Raw genomic sequence first — 24,059 nt, forward strand, 5'->3', positions numbered from 1 at the left:
AGACCTAACGGAGTCCTACTAGGGGAACTAAGCGAGAAACGTCTTGAGTTCGTGGACGAGCTTGCGGATGTGGCCGGAGAGCACCGGCGCACCGAGATCCTTGAAGCGCTCCCGGAACCACGGGTTGACGCTGCCGCGGCCGGAGCTGGTCACCGAACCGACCGGGATGAACTTGGCGCCCGAGCGGTGAATGGCGGCCATGCTCTCGAACAGCGGCTCGCTCCGCCATTCGTAGAAGTCGGAGATCCACACCACGACGGTGTTGCGGGGCTCGGCGATCTTCGGCTGGGCCAGTGCCATGGCGACCGTGCCGTCGGTGCCGCCCCCGAGGTTGGTGCGCAGCAGGGTTTCGAAGGGGTCGTGCACCCAGGGCGTCAGGTCGAGCGCCTGGGTGTCGTACGCGATCAGATGGACGTCCACCTTGGGGAGCCCGGCGAAGATGGACGCCAGGATGGTGCAGTTCACCATCGGGTCGACCATCGAGCCCGACTGGTCCACGACGACGATCAGCCGCTGAGGCGTCGTCTTGCGGGCGGTGTGCCGGTAGTAGAGGCGGTCGACATACAGTCGCTCCTCCTCCGGGCTCCAGTTGGTGAGGTTCTTCCAGATCGTGCGGTCGAGGTCGAGGTTGCGGAACACCCGCTTGGGCGGCACGGATCGGTCCAGGGCGCCGACCGTGGCCTTCTCCACCTGGGTGCGCAGCACCTCGGCGACCTCGTCGACGAAGCGGCGGATCAGCGCCTTGGCGTTGGCCAGGGCCACGCCCGAGAGGTTGTCCTTGTCCCGCAGCAGCTGCTCGATGAGCGACATGCTCGGGGTCAGCTGCGCGGCGAGCTGGGGGTCGGCCAGCACCTCGCGCAGCCGCATCCGCTTGACCAGGTCGGCCTCCAGGGCGCCCAGCTCCGGGCCGATCTCCGGGATGAGCCGGCTGAGATCGGGCGTCACGCCCGGGCCGCCGGTGCCGGTCGGGCTGACGCCCGGCCCGCCCGCCGCCCTTCCGCCGGATTGCCCGACGGAAGGGCCGCCGGGCTGCCCGCCGGAATTCCCGGCCGAGCGGCCCCCGCGCAGCTCGCCGGGCTTGCAGCCGAGGGCGCGCTCCAGCCAGCCCGCGTCGGACTGCCAGCGCGCCAGCTGTCCGGCGGTGACCGTGCCGGAGCCGCGGGCGAAGACGTTGAGCAGAACCTTCGAGGCCAGCGCCGCGCGCCGTACCTCGGCGGCCCGGTCGCGTCCTCCGTCGTCGCCGGCGATCGCCATCAGACCGTCGAACTCGGCGGCCAGCTCCGGGTGGCGCTGCACGATCGCGTCGACGGAGGCTTGCGGGTCCAGCAGGGCGGGCGGCAGTCCGATGTCCTCCACGACGGCGAGGCTCGCCGACTCCAGGGTGGCCTGCTCCTCGGGGTCGAAGAGGCGGGCGAGCAGCCGCCAGTACAGGACCTGTCGGCGGTTGTCGTGAGCCGCGTGCGGGTCGGTGGGGTCGATGGCCTGTCGGTCGGTGGGGTCGGTGGTCTGCGGGTCGGTGTGTTCGGTGGTGTGCTCCGTCACGTCCGCAGCAACCTCCCGGCCCGCTCCCGCAGCGCGGCCACCGCTTCGGTGGCGGCCTTCTCGGCCTTGACTCCCGCCTTGTCGGTCGTGCCCCCGGCCCATCCCCCGGCGTGAAGGACGACGGCCTTCTTCCGCACCGTCTTCTCGACGGCCAGGGGCTGGACGCGATACGCCCCGGCGTCCCAGCGGAGCAGCCCGATGCAGGCGCTCGACCCCGCGACGGTCTCGGGGGTGAGCGGACCGGCGGTCGGAATGCGGTCGGTGTCGACGGCCAGAGGGTGTCCGGCAACGGTGAACGTCAGCGCGTCGTCGCCCTTCTGGGAGTCGTAGCCCTCCAGGAAGACGGGGACGGCGATGCGCGCCGGATGCCGGTCCAGGGGCGCGGTCGGCGCGTCGGTGGCGGTGGGCAGGGCGACGCGGGCGGTGGCGAAGGGGTCGGCGGGCTCGCCCTGCCGTGCGTACGCATCGCTCCAGAGCAGGTCGCCCTCGGCGGTGACCGGCATGTCGGTGAGATCCATCGAGCGGCCCTCGCCGACGGCCGCCAGGAGCGACATATGCGGCCGGAGCAGCTGCCAGATGCCGACTCCGACGACCGTGTCGGGCTTGGGGACCGACACACTGGCACGGACCAGGCGGGGTGCCCCGCCGTCAGCGGGCTCGAACACCGCGTGGACCTGGGCCTGTGCCGCGGTCGCGTGTTCCTGCACATCGACGCCGAGGGGCAGGAGACGGCCGGTGACCGCGCCGGTCGCGGGTGCCTCGGCCGCGCCGGGCAGCGTCAGCAGCAGCGCCCGCGCCCACAGGTCGGCCCATCGGCGCGCCGGGACGCGGTCCAGGGCAGGGCCGGGGCAGGACGCGGCGAGTTCGGCGGCGAAGCCGTCGAGGAGCGTCGCCAGGCGCCGCAGGGCCGGGTCCGGAAGCATCGCGGAGACGACCTGTGCCGCCCCGGAGACCACGTCGTGGTCGATGCCCTGCCATCCGGTGCGCGCCAGATCGGACAGCCAGGAACGGGCGGCGGCGCGCAGGTTCACCGCTTCCTGCCCGCCGGGCGCAGGCAGAGCGGCGGTCCCCTCGCCGCGGGGCCGGGCGGTCGCCTCCTCGACCCGGGTCATCAGGGCGTCGTGGACGGACCCCAGCAGTGCGGTGCGGGCGGCGGCGAGGGCGACGAAGTGGTCCTCGCCCGCCGCTCCGGCCGCCGCCTTCTCGGCCGCCTCGGCGACCCGGGCGGCCAGCGGCGTGCCCGCGACGGCCTGGGCGAGATCCGTCAGGCCGGTGGCCCGGCCGGGCTGGGGGCGGAGCAGACCGGCGACGAGTGCATGGTCGAAGGCGTCGACGGCGGCCAGGGCCGCGTCGAGGTCGGCGATGGGTTCGGCGAGCAGATCGGCGCGCATCAGGCCACCGCCCTGGTCGGCGGGAACCACTGCATCTCCGGCAACGGCGCGGTGACCGGGGCCAGTTCCAGGTAGGTCAGATGGCGCAGGAAACGGCTGAAGACCGCCGCGGCGGCCTGGGTGCCCGCCTGCGAGGGGTGGGTGTCGGTCATATCGGCGGCGATGGACAGCGCGGTGGGCTCCCCGTCCGCGGTCTCGACCTTCAGATAGCGGGCAACGCGCTCGGCGCCGTACTGGAGCACCGCCTCGCTGATCAGGGCCATGATGTGCTTGCAGTACGAGCCGCGCGCGCCGCCGCAGGGGCGGTTGTTGTTGGTGCTGCAAGCGAACGCGTACGTACCGGTCGCGACGGACGAGACATAGACCCGCCCGATGTCCGAGCCGCTGGACACCACGCCCTGGAGGCGTCCGTCGGCCAGCTCGACGAACGGGACCTTGGCGAGCTTGCGCGGCCGTGCGGGTGGAATCACCCGCGCCGTGCTCGACCTCTCCCAATCGGACAACGCGTCATCTCCTCTGCGCACAGGGGTGGTTCCGCGCCACAGCGGCGCGGCACGAATGAACATACGTGCGCCCACTGACAACGCCGCTCGGGGCGGAGAGGGCCGAGGGGGCGGAGAGGGCCGAGGGGCCGAGGAGGGGCCGGAATCCGCAATTCCGTTACACCGAGGTCCAGTTGGCCGAATACTGTCATCGAACAGGCATCGGATCTCGCCATGTGGAATGTTTGCGGAAAACCTTGTTTGTTGCCATTTACTCCTGTTTTCATCCTCTCAGCTTCAACGGAACACCCGTCGAAGCCGATCGGGAATCACCAGAACAAGAACAGAACATGGGGGGACCATGCGGCATATCCATGCCGGGCCGGACCGTGTCCGCAACCTGCACACACTCGGTCCGCACGGGACCAACTTGGAGGCCGCCTCACACGAATGGCTGCGCAGACGCGGCGTTGAGGGAACGGTTCATCTGCATTCCTCCATCGAATCGGCCCTCGAGGCCGTCCCGGCCGACGGGCAGCACGCCCTGACCGCCTGCGCCGTCTACCCGGCCCTGCACACGCTGGTCTTCGGCAACCTCCACCGGTTACGGATGGTGGACAGCTTCATCATGCCGACGCACAACATGGTGCTCGCCTCCGCGGGAACGCCGGTCCCCGCCACCGTCGCCTCGCATCCGGCGCCCAGGGGGCTCGTCCCCGACTCGGCCGAGGTCCACGAGGTGCTCAGCAACTCCCAGGCCGCCATCGACTGCGCCGCCGGGAAGGTCGAAGGCTGCATCACCACGATCGTCGCCGCCGAGCGGCACGGACTGCGGGTCCTCCGCGACTTCGGCCCGGTCCCCATGGTCTTCACCGTCCACCAGGTCCTGAGCGTGGACGCCGGGGCCGGGGAGCCGCTGACGGCGGGGGCGGTGGCGCTGTGACCGACCAAGCACCCCTGAGCCCCGCGCACCTGGCCGAGGCGCGGCCCCTGACGGAATCGCTCATACCGAAGGTCGACCGCTTCCGGGCGCGCCAGGCCGACGACGGCACGGTCACCGCCCCCACGGCGGAAGACCGTACGCTGCTCACCCGGATCAAGGACGAGGCGTGCGCCTGGTACCGGCGCAACGGGCTGGGGCACCAGGCCGACGCCCTGGACGCCGACGTCGCCGGGTGGCTGGACGCCGGGCTGGACACCCCGCCCCACTTCGCCCGCTCCCGGGACGCGCTGCGCCCGCCCGAGGACGGGAGCGTGGTCTTCTTCCTCGCGCCGCTCCAGACCACCAACAGCGCACCGCCCGTCGGCAAGCGGCTGGACTGCTTCTACGCGCTGCGCAAGGAGCCCGCCGCGCTGCCCGAGCTGGCCGTCACCTACCCGCACCCCAAGAACAACTGCCAGTCCCTGATCCTCATCGCGGGCAGCGATGGCTTCGCGCAGGGCAACTGCCTGGTGGTGTTCCCGGAGAACGTGGCCGCCCACGACAAGATCACCGATCAGTCGTACGCCATGTTCTTCTTCAACAAGATGCGCAGCATCCACGAGACCTACGCGCTCCCGGGCGCGGCGGCCGTCCTCACCCCGGACTCCGTGCCCCGCGCCTCCACCGGGCTGGCCCCGGACGTGTGTTACGAGGCCCGCGCCATCTGGGGCTATCTCCACGACTCCATGCACTTCAAGGGGCTGTGGCCGTTCGACGAACACATCGCGCTCAAGATGAACTGGTTCGTCGGCCTGCTCGAAGAGATCAAGGTGGACGCGAAGACCGTACTGGCCTGCGCCGACGGCGGAGTTCCCTACGCCGAGGAGCAGATCGCCATGATTCTGCTGGAACGTGTCTTCCGCTACCCGCAGGCCGCCGACGCGACCCGCAACTTCGACTCCGGAACCGGTGTGTTCCTGTACTCGTGGCTGCGTGAGCGCGGCGCGCTGACCGGTTCCGCACGCGACGGCGCGCTGCTGCGCATGGACCGGGACGCCACCCTGGCCGCGCTGCGGGACTACATCACCACGGTCGAGAAGCTGGAGGCCGAGGTCACCACCGACGACGAGTACCGGGCCGCCGCCAAGGCGCTGGTGCGCGACTACCTGCCCGCCGGGGAGGCCAAGCAGCGCTATCGGTTCACCGAGGACCAGCGGGTGCTGCTGCGCGCCCGGCAGAGCCTGGACCGGCTGCCACCGCTGACGTTCGCGCTCGCGCAGTGGTGACCGGCGGCCCGGTGCCGCGGCGGGGCGGCGACGCACTGGTGGTGCCCGCCCTGTCGGTGCTCATGGTGCTGCTGCTCGCCGCGGGCTGGCTGATGTCGGCCCGGCTGGTCGACGGTGTTCCCGCGCTCGCCGTGGCGAGCGGCCGTACCGCGGCCAGCTTCCTGGCCATCTCCGCGATCGCCGCGCTCCGCCCGCGCAGCTGGCCGGACGTGCGGAAGGGATTCGGACGGCCGGGCGGGTTCGTGCTGCTGGCGTTCCTCGGGTTCTTCGCGTACTACTCCGGTACGTTGCTCGGCATCGGCCGGATCGGCGCCTCCCGGGTGGGCCTGATCGTCTCACTGCTGCCGTGCGTGACGTTCGTCATCGGCATCGTCGCCTTCGGCGAGCGCGGCACCGTCCGCAAGGTGTGCGGCACCCTGCTCGCGGTGGCCGCGGCGTGCGGTTACGCGGTGGCGGACGGGACGGGCGGGGCGGGCGGCGAGGCGGCGGCGGACGGGGCCACCCTGTCGGCCGGTGCCCTGCTCGCCCTGGGCGGCACGTTCACGTACGCCCTCTACGGCTACGTCTACCGGCAGCGCATGGCCGACATCTCACCGCTGGCGGCGCTGCCCGCCATCACGGGGGCGGGCGCCGTCATGCTGGGGCTGACGACCGCCGTCTTCGTTCCGATGGGCGGCGTCACGGCGGCCGACTGGGGCGGGGTGGCGCTGCTCGGCGCGGGGCTCACCGCCCCCGTCTTCCTCATCTCGCACGAACTCATCCTGCGCAAGGGCCCGCTGTACACCTCCGCCGTGGCGCTGGTGGTGCCGTTCCTGATCCGCCTCGGTGAATGGGCGCTGGGGTGGGCGGGCGCGCCCGGTCCGCTGGTGCTCGTCCTGATCGTCGCCTGCTCGGCCGGGGTGTGGCTGACGGTGGGCGGCCCCCGCCGGGCGCAGACCCCGGCCACCGGGCCCGGCACGACCGACGACACCGGCGAAGGAGCCGGAGTACCACGGATGCGAGGAACATCGTGAGCACGCAGCAGCCCTGCGTCGTCCTGGTGTACCAGCGGACGACGCTGCCCTGGGTCTTCGACAGCGCCGAGCGCGCGGGCATCCGCCTCATCCTGGTCCCCCGCTCCGACGAGACCGTGTCCGCGGACCGGCTGCCCCCGGCCGTGGCCGACGTGCTGCGCCTGGACATCGACGGGGACCGCGCGGGAGCCCTGGCCACGCTGCGGCAGGTGCACGGGACCACTCCGTTCCAGGGCATCTGCACCCTGTACGACCCGGCCGTGCCGTTCGTCGCGGAGGCCGCCGAACTCCTCGGGCTGCCCGGCATCGGGCGGGGCGCGGCGCTCGGCGCGCAGGACAAGCGGGTGATGCGGGAACGGCTGGCCGCGGCAGGGCTCAACGTACCCCGCTTCGTCGGTCTGAAGGACCCCTCCGCCTGGGAGGAGGCCGCGCACCTGGACTTTCCCGTCGTGGTCAAGCCCGCGCACGGCTTCTCCAGCCTCGGCGTCACCAAGGCGGAACGCCCGGACGAGCTGAAGGCCGTGGTCGAGGAGGTGTGGCAGATCTGCCGCGGCAAGCTGGGCGAGGCCCGGGGCTTGATCGTGGAGGAGTATCTCGACGGGCCCGAGTTCGCCGTGGAATCCCTCGCCCACCGTGGGGAGGTGACGGTGTGCAGCATCGGCTACAAGGGCGCGCCCGAGGGCCCCTACTTCGAGGAGAGCGTCTACCGCGCACCGGCCGTCCTGCCCGAGGCGGTGCGGGACGCCATCCGGCACGAGGTCACCGCCGCACACGCGGCCCTCGGCATCACCGACGGGCCCGCCCACACCGAACTGCGGCTGCGCGGCGACCGACCGTACCTGCTGGAGCTGGGGGCCCGCATCGGCGGTTCGGGGGTCTCGGAGTACATCGTCCGGAACGTCACCGGGCGGGACTTCGCCGCGGACGCGCTGCGCATCGCCGCCGGGATGCCGCCACGCTCCTTCGACGCCGGTCACCCGCCCGCCGCCACGGGCGCGGCGGCCAACTACATCGTGCCGTGCGGCGGTTCGGGGCGGATCACCGCGATCCACGGCCTGGACGAGCTGCGCGCCGACCCCCGGGTGGACCACGTCGTGCAGATGCTCTTCCCCGGCGACGTGGTGCGCCCCTACCCGGACTTCACCGGATACCCGGCGTTCGTCCTGTCCCGGCACGCCACCACCGCCGAGGCCGAGGAGTTCCACCGCGCGCTGGAGTCCGCCATCCGCATCGAGTACGCCCCGGAAGGTGGCCGATGACCTCCCTCCCCTTCGACGACCGCGACGGCGTCATCTGGTACGACGGCGCCTTCGTGCCCTGGCGCGACGCGACGCTTCACGTCCTCTCCCACGGACTGCACTACGGCGGTGGCGTCTTCGAGGGGATGCGCGTCTACGGGGGCGCCATCTTCAAGCTCACCGAGCACACCGAGCGCCTGCACACCTCCGCGCGCGCCCTGGGCTTCGCCATCCCCTTCGGGGTGCCCGAACTCGCCGAGGCCAGCAGGGAACTCGTCCGCAGGCAGGGCATCACGGACGGATACGTCCGGCCCGTGGCCTGGCGGGGCGGCGAGCAGCTCAGCGTGTCCAGTGCGGGCAACCGTGTCCACGTCGCCATCGCCACCTGGGAGTGGCCGCGGCTCTTCGGCGACGCGACCCAGGAGGAGGGCATCCGCCTCGGCACCTCCCGCTGGCGCCGCCCGGCGCCCGACACCGCGCCGGTGCACGCCAAGGCGGCATCGCTGTACAACATCTGCACCCTCGCCCGCGACGAGGCCGAAGCCGCCGGTTACGACGACGCCCTGCTGCTGGACCACCGGGGGCTGCTGGCCGAGGCCACCGGCGCCAACCTCTTCCTCGTCATCGACGGCGCCCTCCACACCCCCGTCCCCGACACCTTCCTCAACGGCATCACCCGCCAGACCGTCATCGGCCTCGCCGATGACCTCGGCATCCCGGTCCATGAGCGCCCTCTGGAGCCGGGCGCCCTGGCCGACGCCGACGAGGTGTTCCTCACCGGCACCGCCTACGAGGTGCAGCCGGTCCGTGCGGTGGACGGCCACCGGTACGGCGTCGGCAAGGTGACGTCGGCGCTGGCCGAGGCATACGCCCGTCTGGTGCGCACACCCTAGGGTCCGTGCGATCGCCCTGGTCACGGCTCCCGGGTGACCGGGGCCTGCCACAGGGCGACGATCGCGTCGATGAGGCCGGTGGCGGTGTCGTGCCACGTCGTACGGGAGGTGGGGGCGGCGTCGGCGAGGGCGCGCTCCCTTTCGGCGGTCATCTGCGTGATGAGGTGACGTGTCATGGCGCCACGCTCCGCGTACACCTCGGCGGGCAGGTCGGGCAGGCAGCGGTTCACCCCGTCCTGCAACGGGTGCAGCGACGGGGCGGCGGCGAACGCCTCCGCGGTGGTGACCGCCTGGAGCGCGGGGTCGGCCGTGACCTGGGCGATGAACCGCGCGTACCAGCTGGGGTGGCCCAGCGCCGCCAGGTGTTCGGTGGTCGGCCGGACCACGCAGGCCACCCAGTCCCGCAGCTCGGTGGAGTCGCCGATGTCGGCCAGCATGCCCGCGCGGATCCGCTCCATCTGCTCGGCGTGCCGACGGACGATCGCGCGGACCAGGTCGGTCTTGGTGCCGAAGTGGTAGTTGACCGCGGCGTTGTTGCCCTGTCCTGCGGCCGCGCTGATCTGGCGGTTGGCGACCGCGTGCACCCCGTGCTCGGCGAACAGCCGCTCCGCCGCCGTCAGCAGCGCCTCCCGTGTCGCGCTGACCCGTTCGTGCTGCCTCGTCCTGGCCGTCATCATCACCACCGCATCCGCTCCGCGCACACCGCCTTAAATCAATCCATTGCTTTAAAGCATACCCGGTCCCGCACCGGGCGGCCGTGCACGCCCTGCCGGCGGTGTGGCGTACGGCCGCCGGCAGGGCGCTCTGCCTCAGCGGCAGGTGCGTCCGGTGTTGATGCACCGCACCATCTGCTTCATCACCCGCTCGTCGAAGACGTTGATGAAATCCCCGTGGTCGGTGACCGGCTTGTGCAGCTGCTCGGGGAAACCGTCCACCGCGAAGAACGGCCGGGTCTTCCCGTTGTCCTTCAGGCTGGGCGCGTCCACGTCGTACACCAGGCGCTGCACCAGCTGCGGAATCGCCACGAAGCCCTTGGGGCAGCGGCCGTCGGCGTCCGTGAACGCCACGTGGGAGCGGTGGTTGGCGCTGTCGGCGTTCTTGCCGTCCCAGCAGCTCTGGAACGTCGACGTACGCACCACGTCGCTGCCCTGCGGGCAGATCGGGTACTTGTCCTTCAGCTGCCGGTTCTCGAACCCGGTGCAGCTCCAGGAGGCGTTGGCGTTCGCCGTCCCGTTGCTGAAGGCCTTCGCGTCGCCGGTGATGATGCGCAGGAACCTGGGCATCGCCACGACCTTGCCGCGCGGGTTGCCCACATACTCCAGGGTGACCTTCTTGGCCGTCAGGATGCGGCCGGTGTTGCCCTCCGCGCCACCGCCCTGCCGGTCCGCGTCGAACTCCCGGGTGCCGTCCTGAAGACGCAGCACCGGCCAGTAGTAGGTCGACTTGTCGCCCTGGTTCCGGCAGGTGGTGCGGCCACGGGCGAAGGTGTTGTTGTCGGCGAACGCGTTGTTGGCCTGGTTGCCGACGTAGTCGTGCGTGTGGTGTGCCCCGTTGGACACGCCCGGAGCGACGATGACGTTGTCGGTGTTGTAGAGCTTGTTGGCGTTGACGCCGCACTTGGTGGCGAAGAGGCCCTTGGAGGCGTTCCGCGCCGGGCGCGGGGTGCGCGCGTTGGGCTGGACGGTGGTGATGTCCACGAAGTCCGCGGCCACCGGGCCGTTGCCGTTCTGGCCCTGGTTGCCACCTTGGTTGCCACCCTGGCCACCGCCGGGCTGGCCACCGCCGGGCTGGTTGCCGGAAGCCTTGAGCGTGCAGGTGGCGAGCCCTTCGAGGCCCTGCGGTGTGGCGGCCACCCTGCCGATGGCGATCGAGATCCGGTCGATGGCCGCCGTGCGCTTGTCCTTCAGCGGACCCATGATGGCGTTCTGTGCGAAGTTGGCATCCTGCTGGATCGCCCGCTGGGAACCGGCCAGCCGCTGGTACGCCTCGGCGACCTGCTTGTCCAGCAGGGCCAGCTCCCGGTCCACCTCGGCCCTGGCCCGCTGCGGAACCGCGCTCAGGCGCTGGCCGACGTCGGGACAGTCGATGGTGGAGGCTCGGGCGGATAACTCCCGGCCGCGGGTGTCACTCTGCTGCGAGTCGCCCGCGTCGGCCGAGGCGTACATGTTGGCCGTCACCAGTCCGCCCGCCCCCAGGGCCAGTGCGGCAGTGGCGACGATCGCCCGTCTCGCAGCCTTCGACCGTCTACGCGTATTGCGTCGCATGGAACTCCCTTAGTCATGTCGGACGCGTTCGACGGAAGGTTATAGCCATGCGAGCGGGCCGGGGCAGCGGGGTGGATCAGGCGGCCGATCCGGCGTCGAGCCGGTGGAACGCCCGGTTGAAGTAGACCAGGCTCTGGCCGCCCGCCCGGGTGGTGATGCGGTCGATGGTGACGAAGAGGACGCTGTGGGTGCCCATCGGGACCGCGTCCGTGATCGTGCCGATCGCGGTCACCAGGGCATCCTTGAGGACCGGCACCTCCTGGCTGTGGTCCCAGATGTCCCAGGTGAAGCGCTCCGCCATCGCCACCTTCGTGGCACCGGCGAAATGCAGCGCGAGATCCTGCTGTTCGCCACCGAGGACGTTCACGCAGACCCGGCCGTTGGCCCGGAAGACGTCGTGCATGGCGCTGCCCCGGTTGACGCACACCAGGACGGTCGGCGGGTCGTCGGTGACGGAGCAGACGGCGCTCACGGTGATGCCGCAGCGGCCGTTCGGGCCGTCCGTCGTCAGGATGTTGACGGCTGCCGGGAGGTGCGCCATCGCCTCCCGGAAATCGGCCTGGCTGGGGGTCACGGCGATGCCGCTCCTCTCGTGTTGTCCGGCCATCAGCGCATGTACAGGCCGCCGTTGGCGTCCCAGCACGCTCCGGTGACCGCGTCCGCGTGGTCCGCGGCGAGCAGCACGGCCATGTCCGCGATGAACTCGGGCCGCCCCAGGCGGCCCACGGGAATGGACTCCTCGAGCCGGGCGAGCTGGTCCGGGGGCACCAGCTCGCGGACGACGGGCAGGTCCTGTGGTCCCGGAGAGATCGCGTTGACCGTTACCCGGTGCGGGCCGAGTTCCCGGGCGAAGACCTTGGTCAGGGTGGCGACCGCGCCCTTGGCGGCCGCGTAGTGGCCACCGGTGGCCGTGCCGCCGTTCTGACCGGCGAGGGAGGCGATGTTGACGATGCGCCCATAGCCGCGCCCGGCGAAGTAGGCGCCCAAGACCTGGCAGCCGAAGAACGTGCCGTCGAGGTTGGACGACACGACCGAGCCGAAGCTGTCGGGGGTGATCTCCATCAGCGGCTCGACCTTCGAGTACCCGGCGTTGTTGACCAGGACGTGGACGGCGTCCCAGCGTTCGACGAGCTGGTCGCGGACGCGGACGAAGGCGCCCTTGTCGCGTACGTCCAGGCCGAGGCCGATGGCGTTCCGCCCGTCCGGATCGAGATCCGCCGCGGCTGCGACTGCGGCCGCCTCGTCCAGGTCGGTCAGGGCGACGCGGTAGCCCGCGCCGTACAGCCTGCCCGCGATGCACGCGCCCAGCCCGCGGGCTGCGCCCGTGACGAGCGCGACCCGGTCGGGGGTCGTGGTGGTCATCGGGTGGCCTCCGGCTCCGGCAGGGGACGGCCGATGCGCGCCTCGATCCGCATGTAGCGCCACAGTCCGTGCTCGCCGACCTGGACGGTGCGGAAGAGGTTGCAGGCGGCGGCGACCGTCGGCTGGTCGACCACATCGGCGAGGAGGTACGAGGTCCAGGGCCACGAGCCGGACGGGCCGACCATGTGCTGGTCGTCGTCCATGGTGCCCAGGACGTTCACTCCGGGCAGCTCGCGCAGTTGCGTGAGCATGGTCATGAAGGCGTCCCAGACCGCCTTGCCCTGGCCGGTGGGCAGGTCGAAGAAGTTCTGGTTGACGCCGATGCAGAAGAGCACCCGCAGGGGCGCCGTGGGGGAATTCGGCATGAGGGTTCCTGCCTTTCGGGGAATGGGGAGGAGCGGGCGTTCACAGGAAGCCGGGGAAGGGCTGAACGCCCATGAGCACGGCCCCGGCGCCGTCGTACATGCCCTCCTGGAGGAAGGCGTGCTGCGGGACCACGGAGGCGTCGCGCAGATAGCGCTGCATGGGGCTGTCGTCGGCGATGGCGGCAATGCCGCCGAGCTGGTACGCGGCCCGCACGACCTCGAAGGAGGTCTTCGCGAGGTGGGCGGCGGCCAGCCGCAGCAGACCGGTCTGCCGGGCCGTCGCGGGGCCGCCCGCCACCACCGTTTCCCATGTCTCCTCGGTGGCCTCGTAGAAGAAGGCCCGCGCGGACCGGAGTTGGGCTTCGGCCTGGCTGACGGCGATGCGGTAGGTGGCACGGTCGGCGGGCCGCGGTGCGCCGGTGTAGCTCGCGCGGCCCCCGGCGGCGATGGCCTGGTCGAGCGCGGCGCGGGCGACGCCGAGTCCGACGACGGCCAGGACCTGGGCGGCGTACGGGACGGTCGGGTAGCGGTACAGCGCCTCGTCCACGGTGGGCTCGCCGCCGCGGACGAACGTCCACTCCTCGGGGACGACGGCGCCGTCCACCACCAGGTCGTGGCTGCCGGTGCCGCGCATGCCGACCACGTTCCAGTTGTCGGCGATCCGTACCTGCCCGGGCCGCAGCACCGCGGTCAGCGGCCGGCCGGTGGCGTCCTCACCGGCCTTGATGCCCACGCCGAGGACGTCCGCGCCCGTGCAGCCGCTGGCGAACTTCCACCGGCCGCGGACCCGGTAGCCGCCCTCGACGCGCTCGGCGGTCTGCACCGGGAACAGCCCGCCCGCGAAGACCACATCTGGCCCGTCGGCGTACAGCTCGGCCTGGGTCTCCAGTGGGAGCGCGGCCAGGTAGACGAGGGACGAACCGAAACTGGCGACCCATCCGGCGGAGCCGTCGACGGCCGATATCCGCTCGATGAGAGAGAGGAATCGTGCGGGCGGCAGGGGGTCGCCGCCGAATCGCTTCGGGGTGCTCGCCCGGTAGATGCCCGCGCGCTTGAACACGTCGATCACATCCCGTGGGATGTGCCGCTTCTCCTCGAATTCCGGTTGCCGTTCGGCCACCACGGTCAGCACGTCGTCGATCCGGGTCAGGTCCGGGGAATCCGGCGACTGGGTGATGGGAGTTGCATGGGTCATGGGAGATGCTCCTCGCGTTGCCCGGCGGTTCCCTCCCCCGCCTGGCGACGACGCTACGCCCGCCAACGGGCCGTCGGCCATTGGGGATTCGGCGGCGTTCCGTAGGGGAATTCCCCTACGCACCCGCGGGCAGCGTGAACCGGAAGACCGCGCCGTGCGGCTGGTTCGGGGTGGCGTCGATCCGGCCGCCGTGGCGTGTGATGATGCGGTGGCTCAGCGCCAGCCCGATGCCGCTGCCGTTCTCCTTGGACGTGAAGACACCGTCGAATAGGCGGTCGCCGGGCGGCAGGCCGTTTCCCCAGTCGGTGACGGACAGCTCGGCGTCCCCGTCCGCCGTCAAGCGCGTGGCGATGCGCACCCTGCGTCCGGCGGGCGGGCAACGCGCCATCTCGTCGACGGCGTTGAAGGCGAGGTTCATGACGACCTGCCCGATCAGTACGTTCTCGCAGCGCACCGGCAGCGGCTCGTCGGTGAGGTCGAGCGTGACGGCCACCGAGTGTTCCTGCGCCCGCAGCTCGATGAAGTACGCGCAGTCGCGCACAATGGCGCCCAGGTCGGTGAGCCGCTCGGACGGTTCCAGGCGGCCCACGTAGCTCCGCAGGCTGCCCAGGATCCGGCGCGCCCGCTCGATCTGCCGGGCGGCGTTGTCCAGCCCCCAGGCCACGGAGGTGTCACCGGCGGCGAGACGGCCGCGCGCTCCCTCGACGAAGTTGTAGGCGGCCGCGAGCGGCTGGCTCACCTCGTGGGCGATCGCCATCGCCATGTCGCCCATGGCGTTGTACCGGGCCAGGTGGTCGAGGTGCTGGGTTTCGCGGCGGTGTTCCTCCTCCGCGCGGACCCGGTCGGTGATGTCGTAGAAGAGGAGCATCCGGCCGCGCAGATCGCTCTCGATCTCGATGTGCTGGCAGGTCGACGCGTACCAGCGGGGTACGTCGCCGGGCGCCGCGAACCGGTAGCGCCCCTCACCGGCGGCGGGTACCGGCCCGTCGTGGCAGTAGTCGGCGAAGTCCGCGCCGCGGATGCCGTCGCCGAGCAGCCGGACGGCCGACTCGCTCGCGAAGACGACCCGGTCCCCGTCGTCGAGGACGACGATGCCCTCGGCGAGGCTGCCCAGGAAGGTGCGCAGCCTGCTCTCGGTGCGGAACAGATCGCGGCGTACCGCCTTCTCCTCGGCGATGTCGCGGAACTGGACCATCACCGCCGTCCGCCCCGGCAGGTCGACGCGGATCGCGATCGCCTCGGTGAGGATCTCCTCGCCGGTCTTGGACCGGTAGCACCACTCGGTGGCGCTGATCCCGTCCTCGACGGCGCGCCTGAGCCAGCGGAGGCCGAGTTCGCGCCCGTACTGGCGGGCGTTCTTGCTCATGTCCGGCGCCTTGAGCGGCTTCAGCTCGTCCACGGACCAGCCGAGCAGGTCGCAGGCCGCCCGGTTCGCCCAGAGGATCTCGTAGGTGTGGGCGTCGTGCAGCAGCACGCAGTACTTCAGGGACTGCATCAGGGCCCGGAAATCGGTCGGCTCGACGGAGCTGCTCATGGGGTGCCCTTCACCGGTCGGCGGCGGGCCGCAGCCCCAGCCGGAGCACATCGCGTACGAGCGTGGCCATGCTCTGCGCACCGGTCTTCTCCCGGATCCGGGCCCGGTGCACGTCGATGGTCTTGGCGCTGATGCCGAGCCGCGCCGCGATCTGCTTGTTCGCCATGCCGTCGACGGCCAGCCCGAGCACTTCCCGTTCGCGGGAGGTCAGGCTGTCCAGCTTCGCGCGCAGTTCGCGTTCGACCGCGGCGCGCTCGAAACGCTCCCGTGCGGTGCGCAGCGCGGCCTGTACGACGTCGAGCATGTGCTGCGGGTCGTACGGCTTCTCCAGGAAGTCCACGGCGCCGTTCTGCATGGCGCGCACCGACATCCGGATGTCGCCGTGCGCGGAGACGAAGACCACGGGCAGCGGGGCGCCCGTCTCGTTCAGCAAGTGCTGGACGTCGAAGCCGCTGAGTTCGGGCATGCGGACGTCCAGGATCAGACAGGCGGGCCGGTCGCGGTCGTAGGACCGCAGAAAGGCCCGGGCGTCCTGGAAGCGCTCCGAGCGGATGCCGACCGACTCCAGGAGCCAGGCGAGCGACTCGCTCAGCTCCTCGTCGTCGTCGAGGATGTACACGAGGGTGTCTGTGGTGGCGTCCGCACTCATCGCCCGGCCCCGATGCGCATCGTGCTCCCTCCCGGCGGTTGGTGTCGCAAGGAGCGTAAACCGTGCCGTGAACGCGCAGGACCGGCGGCTTCATGGCCGGGAGGCCAGGTTTGCCTAAAGATCTTAGGCAAACGAATAATGGGCTCTGTCGACGGAGGGGCAGGGCATGGCATACGCAGGGCTGACCGCGGAACGGCTGACCCGGGCCGGGGCGGAACTGGCCGACGAGGTCGGCTTCGACCAGGTGACCGTATCGGAGCTGGCCAGGCGGTTCGACGTCAAGGTCGCGAGCCTGTACTCGCACCTGAAGAACTCCCGCGACCTCAAGACCAGGATCGCCCTGCTCGCCCTGGAGGAACTCGCCGACCGGGCCGCCGAGGCCCTGGCCGGGCGGGCCGGGAAGGACGCCCTGACCGCCTTCGGCCACGTCTACCGCGACTACGCCCGCGAGCACCCCGGCCGCTACGCCGCGGCCCAGTTCCGGCTCGACCCGGAGGCGGCGGCCGCCAGCGCCGGTGGCAGGCACGCACAGATGACGCGGGCGATCCTGCGCGGCTACGACCTCACCGAGCCGGACCAGACGCACGCGGTGCGGCTGATCGGCAGCGTCTTCCACGGCTACGTCAGCCTGGAGTTGGCGGGCGGGTTCAGCCACAGCTCCCCCGATTCGGCGGAATCCTGGTCCCGGACCCTGGACGCGCTCGACGCCCTGCTGCGCAACTGGCCCGCACCCTGATCGCACCCTGGACTCCGCACGCCGCACGCCGGACACCGCACACCGGACGCCGGACGCCGGACACGCGCGCATAGCCCATTCGCTCCCCTCCGGCCGTTCCCCCTCCGTGGCGGCCCTCGCTCCGGTGACCTGCGTAAACGATCAAGCGGGGCGGTAGCCCCTGACCGCGCGGGGTGACGCTTCGTGTTGCGGCGATGGCGGACTGTCGGTTGTCTCAAGAGCGGAACACCTCACAGGTGCCGTGTGATCACGACGGCCACTGCTCCGTTGGAGGATCTTCATGCGTTACGTACCCGCCGGTGCAGGCATCGGCCTGGTTCTCTGTGCCCTCGCGCTCCAGGGCCCGGCCGCCGCCGCCGATGACTCGGAGCTCCGCATCAGCCCGAAGAAGGGCGCCCCGGGGTCCACGGTCACCGTCAGCACGACCGCCTGCGGCTCGGACGTGACCTACGGCAAGGGCACCGCGGGCGGAGACGAGTTCCACCTGTTCGACGACGACCACAACGGTGTGCTCACCGGCCACTTCCGGATTCCCGAGGGAGCCGCGTCCGGCGGCCACGACGTCATCGTGAAGTGCCCGCCGAGCACCAAGATCACGGACACGGTCAAGGTCAAGCGCAGCCACCCCAGTGGCGGGGTCGACGCCGGTTTCGGCCCTGCCGCGGTCGGCGACAACAAGCCGACCCTCCTCGGCGCCACCGTCCTGGCCGTCACCGCCGGGAGCGTGCTGATGATGCGCCGCCACAGGAGCGTCCGGCGCTAGCCTCCGCCCTGTCGAACGGATCGCGGGAAACCGGCCGTGGCGTGGGATGCGGAGGTGGCCGTCGTCGGCGCGGGTGCGGCCGGTCTGACGCTGGCCCACCGGCTCGCCACCCTGCCCTCCCCGCTCCGCGTCCTGCTGGTCGGGGCGCCGGACGGACCGCTGCGGGCGCCGGAGCGGACCTGGTGCTGGTGGGAGGAGCCGGGCGGTGAGCTCGACGGGGCACTCGCCGCCCGCTGGAGCCGGGTCAGGGTGCACGGAACCGACGGCCGCCCACTGGACCGGGAGCTGGCGCCCTTCGTCTACAAGATGCTGCGGTCGCGCGACTTCGAGCGCTGGGTTGCCGCCCGGCTCGACGCGGCGCCCTCGGTACGGCGGGTCGAGGCGGTGGTGGACGAGGTGCGCGACGACGCGGGCGGCGCCGTGGTGCGGGGCGTGTGCGCCAAGGGCCGCCCGGTGGTCTGGCGCGCCCGGTGGGCGTTCGACTCGCGCCCGGCGGCCGCCCTGCCACCGGCTCGTACGACGCTGCTCCAGCACTTCCGCGGCTGGTTCGTCCGCTGCGACGCCCCGGCCCTGAACCCCGCGGTGGCCGAGCTGATGGACTTCCGCACCCCGCAACCGGACCGGGGCCTGTCGTTCGGCTATGTGCTGCCGCTGAGCGACCGTGAGGCGCTGGTGGAGTACACCGAGTTCTCGCCCGCCGTGCTGGACGACGCCGCGTACGACGCGGCCCTGCGCCACTACACCGGGGCCGTGCTGCGGCTGCCGCGCTTCCGGGTGCTCTCCACCGAGCAGGGCGTCATCCCCATGACCGACGGCCGCTTCCCCCGCCGCGCGGGCGCCGCCGTGTTCCGGATCGGCACCGCGGGCGGCGCCACCCGCCCGGCCACCGGCTACACCTTCGCCGCGGTGCGGCGGCAGTCCCGCGCGGTGGCGGCGGCCTTCGCCGCGGGCCGCCGCCCGGTGCCGCCCGCCCCGTATCCGGCCCGCGCGCTCGCCATGGACGCGGCGATGCTGCGCGCCCTGGCCACCGGGCGAGTGGCCGGGGCCGATGTCTTCACCGGGCTCTTCCGCCACGTCCCCGCCGAGCGTCTGCTGCGCTTCCTCGACGGCCGCACCGGTCCGGCGGAGGACGTCATGGTCGGTGTGCGGACACCGGTGGCGCCCATGCTGCGGACGGTGGCCGAACTGCCCTGGCTCCGGTGGCGGACCGACCGGTCGAGGCAACCCGCGCCGCTGGGACGGGAGCGGTGATGCCCGCGGCGGCGGCCCGGCGGGGGCGGGACCGGCGGGCCGAGGTGCTGCCGGTGGCGGCGGGCCGGGCCCGGGTCCCGGCCGGATGTGCGCCGCGGGTCGCGGTGGTGGGCGGCGGGATCGCGGGGCTCGCTGCGGCGACCGCACTGGCCGAGCGCGGGGTCGCGGTGGTGCTGTACGAGCGCCACGCGGTGCTCGGCGGGCGGCTGGCCGGATGGCCGACGACGCTCGCGGACGGGTCGGCGGCGACGATGTGCCGCGGTTTCCACGCCTTCTTCCGGCAGTACTACAACCTGCGCGGACTGCTGCGGCGGATCGACCCGGCCTTACGCATGCTCACCGGACTGCCGGACTACCCGCTGTGGCACGGCTCGGGCCTGCGCGACGGTTTCGCGGGCGTTCCGCGCACCCCGCCGTGGTCCGCGCTCGGCTTCGTCGCGCGCAGCCCGTCGTTCGGCTGGCGGGAGCTGGCGGGCATGGACCCGGTGGCCGCGCTGCCGCTGTTCGACGTCCGGCTGCCGTGGATCCACGAGCGGCTGGACGCGCTCAGCGCGGCGGAGTTCCTGGACGCGGTCCGCTTCCCGGCGGCGGCCCGGCACCTGGCGTTCGAGGTGTTCTCCCGCAGCTTCTTCGTGGATCCGGGCGAGCTGTCCGCGGCCGAGCTGGCGGTGATGTTCCACATCTACTTCCTCGGGTCGAGCGAGGGCCTCCTGTTCGACGTGGTGCGCGAGCCGTTCCCGTACGCGCTGTGGGATCCGCTGCGGCGCTATCTGGAGGGCCACGGCACCCGGGTGCGGGCGGGTGCCGCCGTGGAGTCGGTACGGCCGCTGGACGGCGGAAGGGTGGCGGTGGACGGGGACGCGTACGACGGTGTGGTGCTCGCCCTGGACACGGCGGGCCTGCGCGCGCTGGTCGCGAACTCCCCCGGCCTGGGCGACCCGGGGTGGCGGGACCGGATCGCGGCCCTGCGGACCGCGCCGCCGTTCCTGGTCTCCCGCCTGTGGCTCGGCGCCCCCGTGGACCCCGGCCGCCCCGGTTTCCTCGGTACGAGCGGTTACGGCCCGCTCGACAACGTCAGCGTCGTCTCCCGCTGGGAGGGCGAAGCACGCCGATGGGCCGCCGCCACCGGCGGGTCGGTGCTGGAGTTGCACGCGTACGCGGTCGGCCCGGACGCCGACCGGGCCGCCGTGGAGCGCCGGTTGCGGGAGGAACTGGCCCGGGTCTACCCCGAGACCCGGGATGCCCCGGTGATCGACGTCCGCCACGAATGGCGCGCCGACTGCCCGGCCTTCCCGGTCGGCGGCTACCGCGACCGGCCCACGGTGCGCACGCCCGACCCGGCGGTGGTGCTGGCCGGGGACCTGGTCCGCACCGATCTGCCGGTCGCCCTGATGGAACGGGCAGCCACCAGCGGCTTCCTGGCCGCCAACGCGCTGCTCGCCCGCTGGGGCGTGAGCGGCCAGCGGCTGTGGACGGTCCCCCGCCACGGCCGCACGGCCGTGCTGCGCGGTGTGCACCGGCTGGCCGGGAAACCCCACCGGCACCCCTGACCCCCGTGACCAAGCGGCCCGTCGGTCAGCCCGGGAAGCGGCCCGCCTCCCGCAGGGCCCACCGGCGTTCGGCGTAGGCGAGGTCGTCGCGCCACAGGCGGCCCGCGGCGGCCCGCATCAGGGGCCGCAGCAGGGGTGCGGCCGCGCGGGCGACGGCGAAGCCGGGGCGGTCGGACGTGGCGAGGACCGCCTCGATGACGGCGGTGCGGGGGCGGCCGCGGTGATCGGGGGTCAGCGGGGTGGCGTGGGTTTCGACCACGGAGCCACGGCCCTCGCCGTCGGTGATGCGCATGACGACGGTGCGGGGTCCGGGCGCGGAGAAGACGGCGCGGACGGGAACGACCACACGACCGGCCACCTTGAAGGACACCCGGACGGCGAGGGCGTCGTCGCCGTCCGGCTCCTCGACGGTGAGATCGACGAAGGAGTACGGGTGGAGCCACCCGCCGTGCCACGGGTCGAGGCGGTTGGCGACGACATCGGCCGGCTCGCAGGTGCCGGTCACGTCGTGGACGGCGGTGACCGTGGCCCCGGCCACCGGGCGGGGCGGCAGCAGCGGGCGTTCCAGCGGCTCCTCGCCACCGGCCGCGTCGAGCCGTACCCAGGCGAGGACGCCGTCGTCGTGGGCGGGCAGCGGACACCAGCCCACGCCGGCGTCCCCGGGCAGGGCGAGGCCGTGCCAGTGGCAGAGGAGCCTGCCGCGGCTGACCACCGCGTCCTTCAGCGGCGCCCCGAGGTGCGGGCAGGCGCCGGGCCCGGCGACGAGACGTCCGCCGGGGCCGCGCCAGGCCACCACCTCGGTACCGGCGACGGTCCGGCCGAAGGGGCGGCCCGGGGCGACGGCGGCGGACGCGCCGAGCACGTACCAGTTGCCCGACGGGCGGTCCTGCGCCCGCTTCAGAGCCGCGGCGATCAGGGGGGGCCTGGCCTCCCGCCAGGTGGGCCGCTGCCGGTCCCAGGGGACACCGCGGCGGCGCAGGGACAGCGGGAGGCGGCGGGTGGCGGAGGGCTTCACGCGGCCTCCTCGACGGTGGGCCGCGGGGCGGTGCGTGCCGTACGGGCGGCCAGCAGCCGGGCGGCGCCGACCCGGACCAGCCCGTCGAGCGCGACCGCGGCCCGGACCCGCCGCCGCACCGCCGACCGCCGGTGCAGCACCGCGTAGCCGTCGCGCTCGACGGCGGTGACGATGCCTCCGTAGAGCACGTACGCGGTGCGGATGCAGGGCCGGGCCACCGGGTCGAGCATCGGGATACCGGGCAGCGCCCGGCGGTAGTAGCCGCGGGTGAGGGCGGCGAAGTCGCGCAGTGCGGCGGTGATCCGCCGGTCCCGCCGCCCGGTGCGCCGGGACCACCGCAGGCGCGCCCGGTCCACGCCGTGTGCGGCCAGCAGGTCGGCGGGCAGGTAGATCCGGCCGCGGTCCAGGTCCTCCCCCACGTCCCGCAGGAAGTTGGTGAGCTGGAAGGCGACGCCGAGCGCCGCCGCGTGCGGCTCGGCGTCCTCGCGGGGCACGACGTGGCCGAGTACGGGCAGCATCTGGAGGCCGATCACCGCGGCCGAACCGTGCATGTAGTGGCGCAGTTCCGCGAAGGTGGGGTAGTCGGTGACGGTCAGGTCGGTCCGCATCGAGGCCATGAAGTCGGTGAAGTGGCGGTGGTCGATGCGGTAGGTGGCGGCGGTGTGCGCCAGTGCCCGGACGACGGGCTCGTCGCCGCGGCCGGTGCGCAGGGCCCGGGACAGCTCGGCGTCCAGCCGGTCCAGGCAGGCTGCGCGCGGGGCGGTGCCGCCGGAACCGCCGAGGTCGTCCACGATGTCGTCGGCCCAGCGGGCGAAGCCGTAGAGGGCGTGCACGGCGGGGCGCCGGGCCGCGGGCAGCAGCCGGGTGGCCAGGAAGTACGTCCTGCCGTGGCGGGCGTTGAGCAGACGGCACCGCAGATAGTCGGCGCGCAGCGCCGGGTCGTGGATCCCGGCGGCGTCGAGTTCGTGTCGGGTCATGGGGTTCCTTGCCGGTGGAGGGCCCGCGGCCGGGTGCGGCGGGGGCCGGGGCGGGCGTGGCCGGTGATGCGGGCGGCGGCCAGCTTTCCGGAGATCAGCACGGTCGGGACGCCCACCCCGGGGGTGGTGCCACAGCCCGCCAGCACCACGTTCTCCCGTCCGCGGACGAGGTTGGCGGGGCGGAACGGTCCGGTCTGGCCGAAGGTGTGCGCGAGCGAGAACGGACTGCCCGCGGCATGCCCCTGGGCCGCCCAGTCGGCCGGGGTGACCAGGCATTCCTGTTCGATGGCCGCGCCGAGTCCGGCCAGGCCACGGCGCTCCAGCTCGGTGAGGACACGGTCCCGGTAGCGCGGGCCCAGGGTGCGCCACGCGGCGGCGCCGGGTCCGATGTCGGTGTTCGGGCAGGGCGCGAGGATGTAGTGGATGTGGCGGCCGGGCGGGGCGAGGGCGGGGTCGTGTGTGGTGGGCCGCGTGATGAGCAGCGAGGGGTCGCTCATCAGCCGCCCGGAGACGGTCAGTTCCTCGAACGTGGCGCGCCAGGCGGCGCCGAAGGAGAGGGTGTGGTGGGCCAGTTGGGGCCAGGTGCGGTCGGTGCCGGTGTGCAGGACGACGGCCGAGGGGGCGCGCCGGTGGCGCAGCGGGCGGCGCGGGGCGCGGCCCAGCAGCCGGTAGGCCTCGGTCAGCTCACAGCTGAGGACGACGGCGTCGCAGGGCACCCGGCCGTGCGTGGTGATGACGGCGGTGACCCGCCCGGCCCGCTGCTCCAGCCGGGTGACGGGCTGGCCGAATCGCAGGTCGGCACCGGCGTCGACGGCCGCGGCGGCCAGCGCGCGGGGCACGGCGTGCATGCCGCCACGGGGGAAGTACACGCCCGCGACGGTGTCCATGTAGGCGATGACGGCGTACGCGGCCAGGGCGCGGGCCGGTGGCACGCCCGCGTAGAGGGCCTGGAAGGAGAAGACCCGGCGCAGCCGCTCGTCGCGGAGGAAACGGCCGATGCCGGGGTCGAGCCGTCCGAAGCCGCCGAGGGCGGCCAGCCGGACCAGGTCGGGGTGGAGCAGCTGGAGCGGCGAGTCGAAGTTGGCGTCGATGAAGCGGCCCATCTGGGCGCGGTGGAGTGCTTCCAGCCAGGCCCGCAGCCGCCGGTACCCGGCCGCTTCGCGCGGCCCGGCGAAGGCCCGTACGGACTCCTCCATGGCGTCCGCGCCGGTGTGGACGTCGAGGCTGCTGCCGTCGGCGAACGTGGCCCGGTAGGCGGGGTGCAGCGCGACCAGGTCGAGCCGGTCGGACACCTCCCCCCCCACGGCGGCCAGCGTCTCGGCCAGCAGGTCCGGCATGGTGAGCACGGTGGGGCCGGTGTCGAAGCGGTAGCCGCCGCGCTCCAGGCGTCCGGCCCGGCCACCGGGCTGGGTGGCCCGTTCCACGACGGTCACCCGGCGCCCGGCGCCGAGCAGGTGCAGGGTGGCGGCAAGCCCGGACAGGCCCGCTCCGACGACCACGACATGGCCCGTGGGCCCGGCGACGGTCCTCATGGTTTCAGTCTTCTGACGTCCGGGCCGCCCACCCGCGCGAGGGGCCGTACGGCCGAACGAATTCGACCGTGCGTGAGCCGCGACCGCTCCCCGCGCGCC

23 protein-coding genes are annotated in these 24,059 nt (G+C 72.8%); 9 read left to right on the plus strand and 14 right to left on the minus strand.

The genetic code is table 11. The annotated features are described in order from the left end of the window. Window positions 1–27 precede the first annotated feature (27 nt). The 3 genes from HYQ63_RS05300 to HYQ63_RS05310 are packed head-to-tail and all read right to left on the minus strand — an operon-like array spanning window position 28 to window position 3,436. Complete coding sequence (locus tag HYQ63_RS05300; protein WP_373689029.1) at window positions 28–1,542, minus strand: VWA domain-containing protein; 1,515 nt, start codon at window positions 1,540–1,542, stop codon at window positions 28–30. After that, a complete protein-coding gene (locus HYQ63_RS05305) occupies window positions 1,539–2,963 on the minus strand; it encodes a hypothetical protein (RefSeq protein WP_179932752.1) in 1,425 nt (474 codons plus the stop codon). Before HYQ63_RS05305 ends, HYQ63_RS05300 begins: the two co-directional genes overlap by 4 nt. Beyond that, on the minus strand, window positions 2,933–3,436 hold the full coding sequence (locus tag HYQ63_RS05310; RefSeq protein ID WP_179932753.1) for a hypothetical protein: 504 nt from the start codon (window positions 3,434–3,436) through the stop codon (window positions 2,933–2,935). The genes HYQ63_RS05305 and HYQ63_RS05310 overlap by 31 nt, the downstream gene beginning before the upstream one ends. A 340-nt stretch (window positions 3,437–3,776) precedes the next feature. On the opposite strand from HYQ63_RS05310, the gene HYQ63_RS05315 reads away from it, so the two are divergent. From HYQ63_RS05315 to HYQ63_RS05330, 5 genes are read left to right on the plus strand one after another with little or no spacing between them, the layout of a single operon-like run. Further along, window positions 3,777–4,358, plus strand: a complete 582-nt coding sequence (locus HYQ63_RS05315) for a bacilysin biosynthesis protein BacA (protein ID WP_179932754.1) — start codon at window positions 3,777–3,779, stop codon at window positions 4,356–4,358. Then, window positions 4,355–5,623, plus strand: coding sequence for a DUF6421 family protein (locus HYQ63_RS05320; protein WP_179932755.1), 1,269 nt, complete (start codon window positions 4,355–4,357; stop codon window positions 5,621–5,623). Before HYQ63_RS05315 ends, HYQ63_RS05320 begins: the two co-directional genes overlap by 4 nt. Then, window positions 5,617–6,636 carry a DMT family transporter gene (locus HYQ63_RS44355; RefSeq protein ID WP_257231634.1) on the plus strand — a complete coding sequence of 340 codons (1,020 nt, stop codon included), beginning with the start codon at window positions 5,617–5,619 and terminating at the stop codon, window positions 6,634–6,636. Before HYQ63_RS05320 ends, HYQ63_RS44355 begins: the two co-directional genes overlap by 7 nt. Beyond that, window positions 6,633–7,895 (plus strand): ATP-grasp domain-containing protein, encoded by a 1,263-nt coding sequence (locus HYQ63_RS05325; RefSeq protein WP_257231635.1) that lies wholly within the window; start codon window positions 6,633–6,635, stop codon window positions 7,893–7,895. The genes HYQ63_RS44355 and HYQ63_RS05325 overlap by 4 nt, the downstream gene beginning before the upstream one ends. Next, the gene (locus tag HYQ63_RS05330; RefSeq protein WP_179932757.1) at window positions 7,892–8,767 is read left to right on the plus strand and encodes a branched-chain amino acid aminotransferase; all 876 of its coding nucleotides are present in this window, start codon (window positions 7,892–7,894) and stop codon (window positions 8,765–8,767) included. Before HYQ63_RS05325 ends, HYQ63_RS05330 begins: the two co-directional genes overlap by 4 nt. Window positions 8,768–8,787: 20 nt before the next feature. On the opposite strand, the gene HYQ63_RS05335 is transcribed toward HYQ63_RS05330, so the two are convergent. From HYQ63_RS05335 to HYQ63_RS05370, 8 genes are all read right to left on the minus strand, one after another. Continuing rightward, complete coding sequence (locus HYQ63_RS05335) at window positions 8,788–9,441, minus strand: TetR/AcrR family transcriptional regulator (RefSeq protein WP_179939775.1); 654 nt, start codon at window positions 9,439–9,441, stop codon at window positions 8,788–8,790. Between the two features lie 135 nt (window positions 9,442–9,576). Further along, window positions 9,577–11,031, minus strand: coding sequence for a DUF1996 domain-containing protein (locus HYQ63_RS05340; RefSeq protein WP_179932758.1), 1,455 nt, complete (start codon window positions 11,029–11,031; stop codon window positions 9,577–9,579). Between the two features lie 76 nt (window positions 11,032–11,107). Further along, a complete protein-coding gene (locus HYQ63_RS05345; protein WP_257231636.1) occupies window positions 11,108–11,605 on the minus strand; it encodes a flavin reductase in 498 nt (165 codons plus the stop codon). Window positions 11,606–11,637: 32 nt separating this feature from the next. Then, window positions 11,638–12,393: an SDR family NAD(P)-dependent oxidoreductase gene (locus HYQ63_RS05350; RefSeq protein ID WP_179932760.1), complete on the minus strand. Its 756-nt coding sequence runs from the start codon at window positions 12,391–12,393 to the stop codon at window positions 11,638–11,640. Then, window positions 12,390–12,758, minus strand: a complete 369-nt coding sequence (locus HYQ63_RS05355) for a hypothetical protein (RefSeq protein WP_179932761.1) — start codon at window positions 12,756–12,758, stop codon at window positions 12,390–12,392. The genes HYQ63_RS05350 and HYQ63_RS05355 overlap by 4 nt, the downstream gene beginning before the upstream one ends. A 40-nt stretch (window positions 12,759–12,798) precedes the next feature. Then, window positions 12,799–13,953, minus strand: coding sequence for an acyl-CoA dehydrogenase family protein (locus HYQ63_RS05360; protein WP_179932762.1), 1,155 nt, complete (start codon window positions 13,951–13,953; stop codon window positions 12,799–12,801). A 115-nt stretch (window positions 13,954–14,068) separates the two neighbouring features. Continuing rightward, on the minus strand, window positions 14,069–15,487 hold the full coding sequence (locus HYQ63_RS05365) for an ATP-binding protein (protein WP_179932763.1): 1,419 nt from the start codon (window positions 15,485–15,487) through the stop codon (window positions 14,069–14,071). Between the two features lie 10 nt (window positions 15,488–15,497). Next, the gene (locus HYQ63_RS05370; RefSeq protein WP_179932764.1) at window positions 15,498–16,136 is read right to left on the minus strand and encodes a response regulator transcription factor; all 639 of its coding nucleotides are present in this window, start codon (window positions 16,134–16,136) and stop codon (window positions 15,498–15,500) included. A gap of 166 nt (window positions 16,137–16,302) precedes the next feature. On the opposite strand from HYQ63_RS05370, the gene HYQ63_RS05375 reads away from it, so the two are divergent. The 4 genes from HYQ63_RS05375 to HYQ63_RS05390 all read left to right on the plus strand — a co-directional run bounded on the left by HYQ63_RS05375 (window position 16,303) and on the right by HYQ63_RS05390 (window position 20,436). Next, window positions 16,303–16,872, plus strand: coding sequence for a TetR/AcrR family transcriptional regulator (locus tag HYQ63_RS05375; RefSeq protein WP_179932765.1), 570 nt, complete (start codon window positions 16,303–16,305; stop codon window positions 16,870–16,872). A gap of 280 nt (window positions 16,873–17,152) precedes the next feature. Next, window positions 17,153–17,635, plus strand: a complete 483-nt coding sequence (locus HYQ63_RS05380; RefSeq protein WP_179932766.1) for a sortase — start codon at window positions 17,153–17,155, stop codon at window positions 17,633–17,635. A 36-nt stretch (window positions 17,636–17,671) separates the two neighbouring features. Next, window positions 17,672–18,886, plus strand: coding sequence for a lycopene cyclase family protein (locus HYQ63_RS05385; RefSeq protein ID WP_179932767.1), 1,215 nt, complete (start codon window positions 17,672–17,674; stop codon window positions 18,884–18,886). After that, window positions 18,886–20,436: an FAD-dependent oxidoreductase gene (locus tag HYQ63_RS05390; protein WP_179932768.1), complete on the plus strand. Its 1,551-nt coding sequence runs from the start codon at window positions 18,886–18,888 to the stop codon at window positions 20,434–20,436. The genes HYQ63_RS05385 and HYQ63_RS05390 overlap by 1 nt, the downstream gene beginning before the upstream one ends. A 25-nt stretch (window positions 20,437–20,461) precedes the next feature. Here the strand turns inward: HYQ63_RS05390 and HYQ63_RS05395 are convergent, their stop codons facing one another. From HYQ63_RS05395 to crtI, 3 genes are read right to left on the minus strand one after another with little or no spacing between them, the layout of a single operon-like run. Then, window positions 20,462–21,451 (minus strand): DUF5914 domain-containing protein, encoded by a 990-nt coding sequence (locus HYQ63_RS05395; RefSeq protein ID WP_179932769.1) that lies wholly within the window; start codon window positions 21,449–21,451, stop codon window positions 20,462–20,464. Further along, window positions 21,448–22,428, minus strand: a complete 981-nt coding sequence (locus HYQ63_RS05400) for a phytoene/squalene synthase family protein (RefSeq protein ID WP_179932770.1) — start codon at window positions 22,426–22,428, stop codon at window positions 21,448–21,450. The genes HYQ63_RS05395 and HYQ63_RS05400 overlap by 4 nt, the downstream gene beginning before the upstream one ends. Further along, a complete protein-coding gene (crtI, locus tag HYQ63_RS05405) occupies window positions 22,425–23,960 on the minus strand; it encodes a phytoene desaturase family protein (RefSeq protein WP_179932771.1) in 1,536 nt (511 codons plus the stop codon). The genes HYQ63_RS05400 and crtI overlap by 4 nt, the downstream gene beginning before the upstream one ends. Window positions 23,961–24,059 lie beyond the last annotated feature (99 nt).

Origin of the sequence: Streptomyces sp. Rer75 (assembly GCF_013414305.1) — a bacterium.
GTDB classification, from domain to species: domain Bacteria; phylum Actinomycetota; class Actinomycetes; order Streptomycetales; family Streptomycetaceae; genus Streptomyces; species Streptomyces himastatinicus.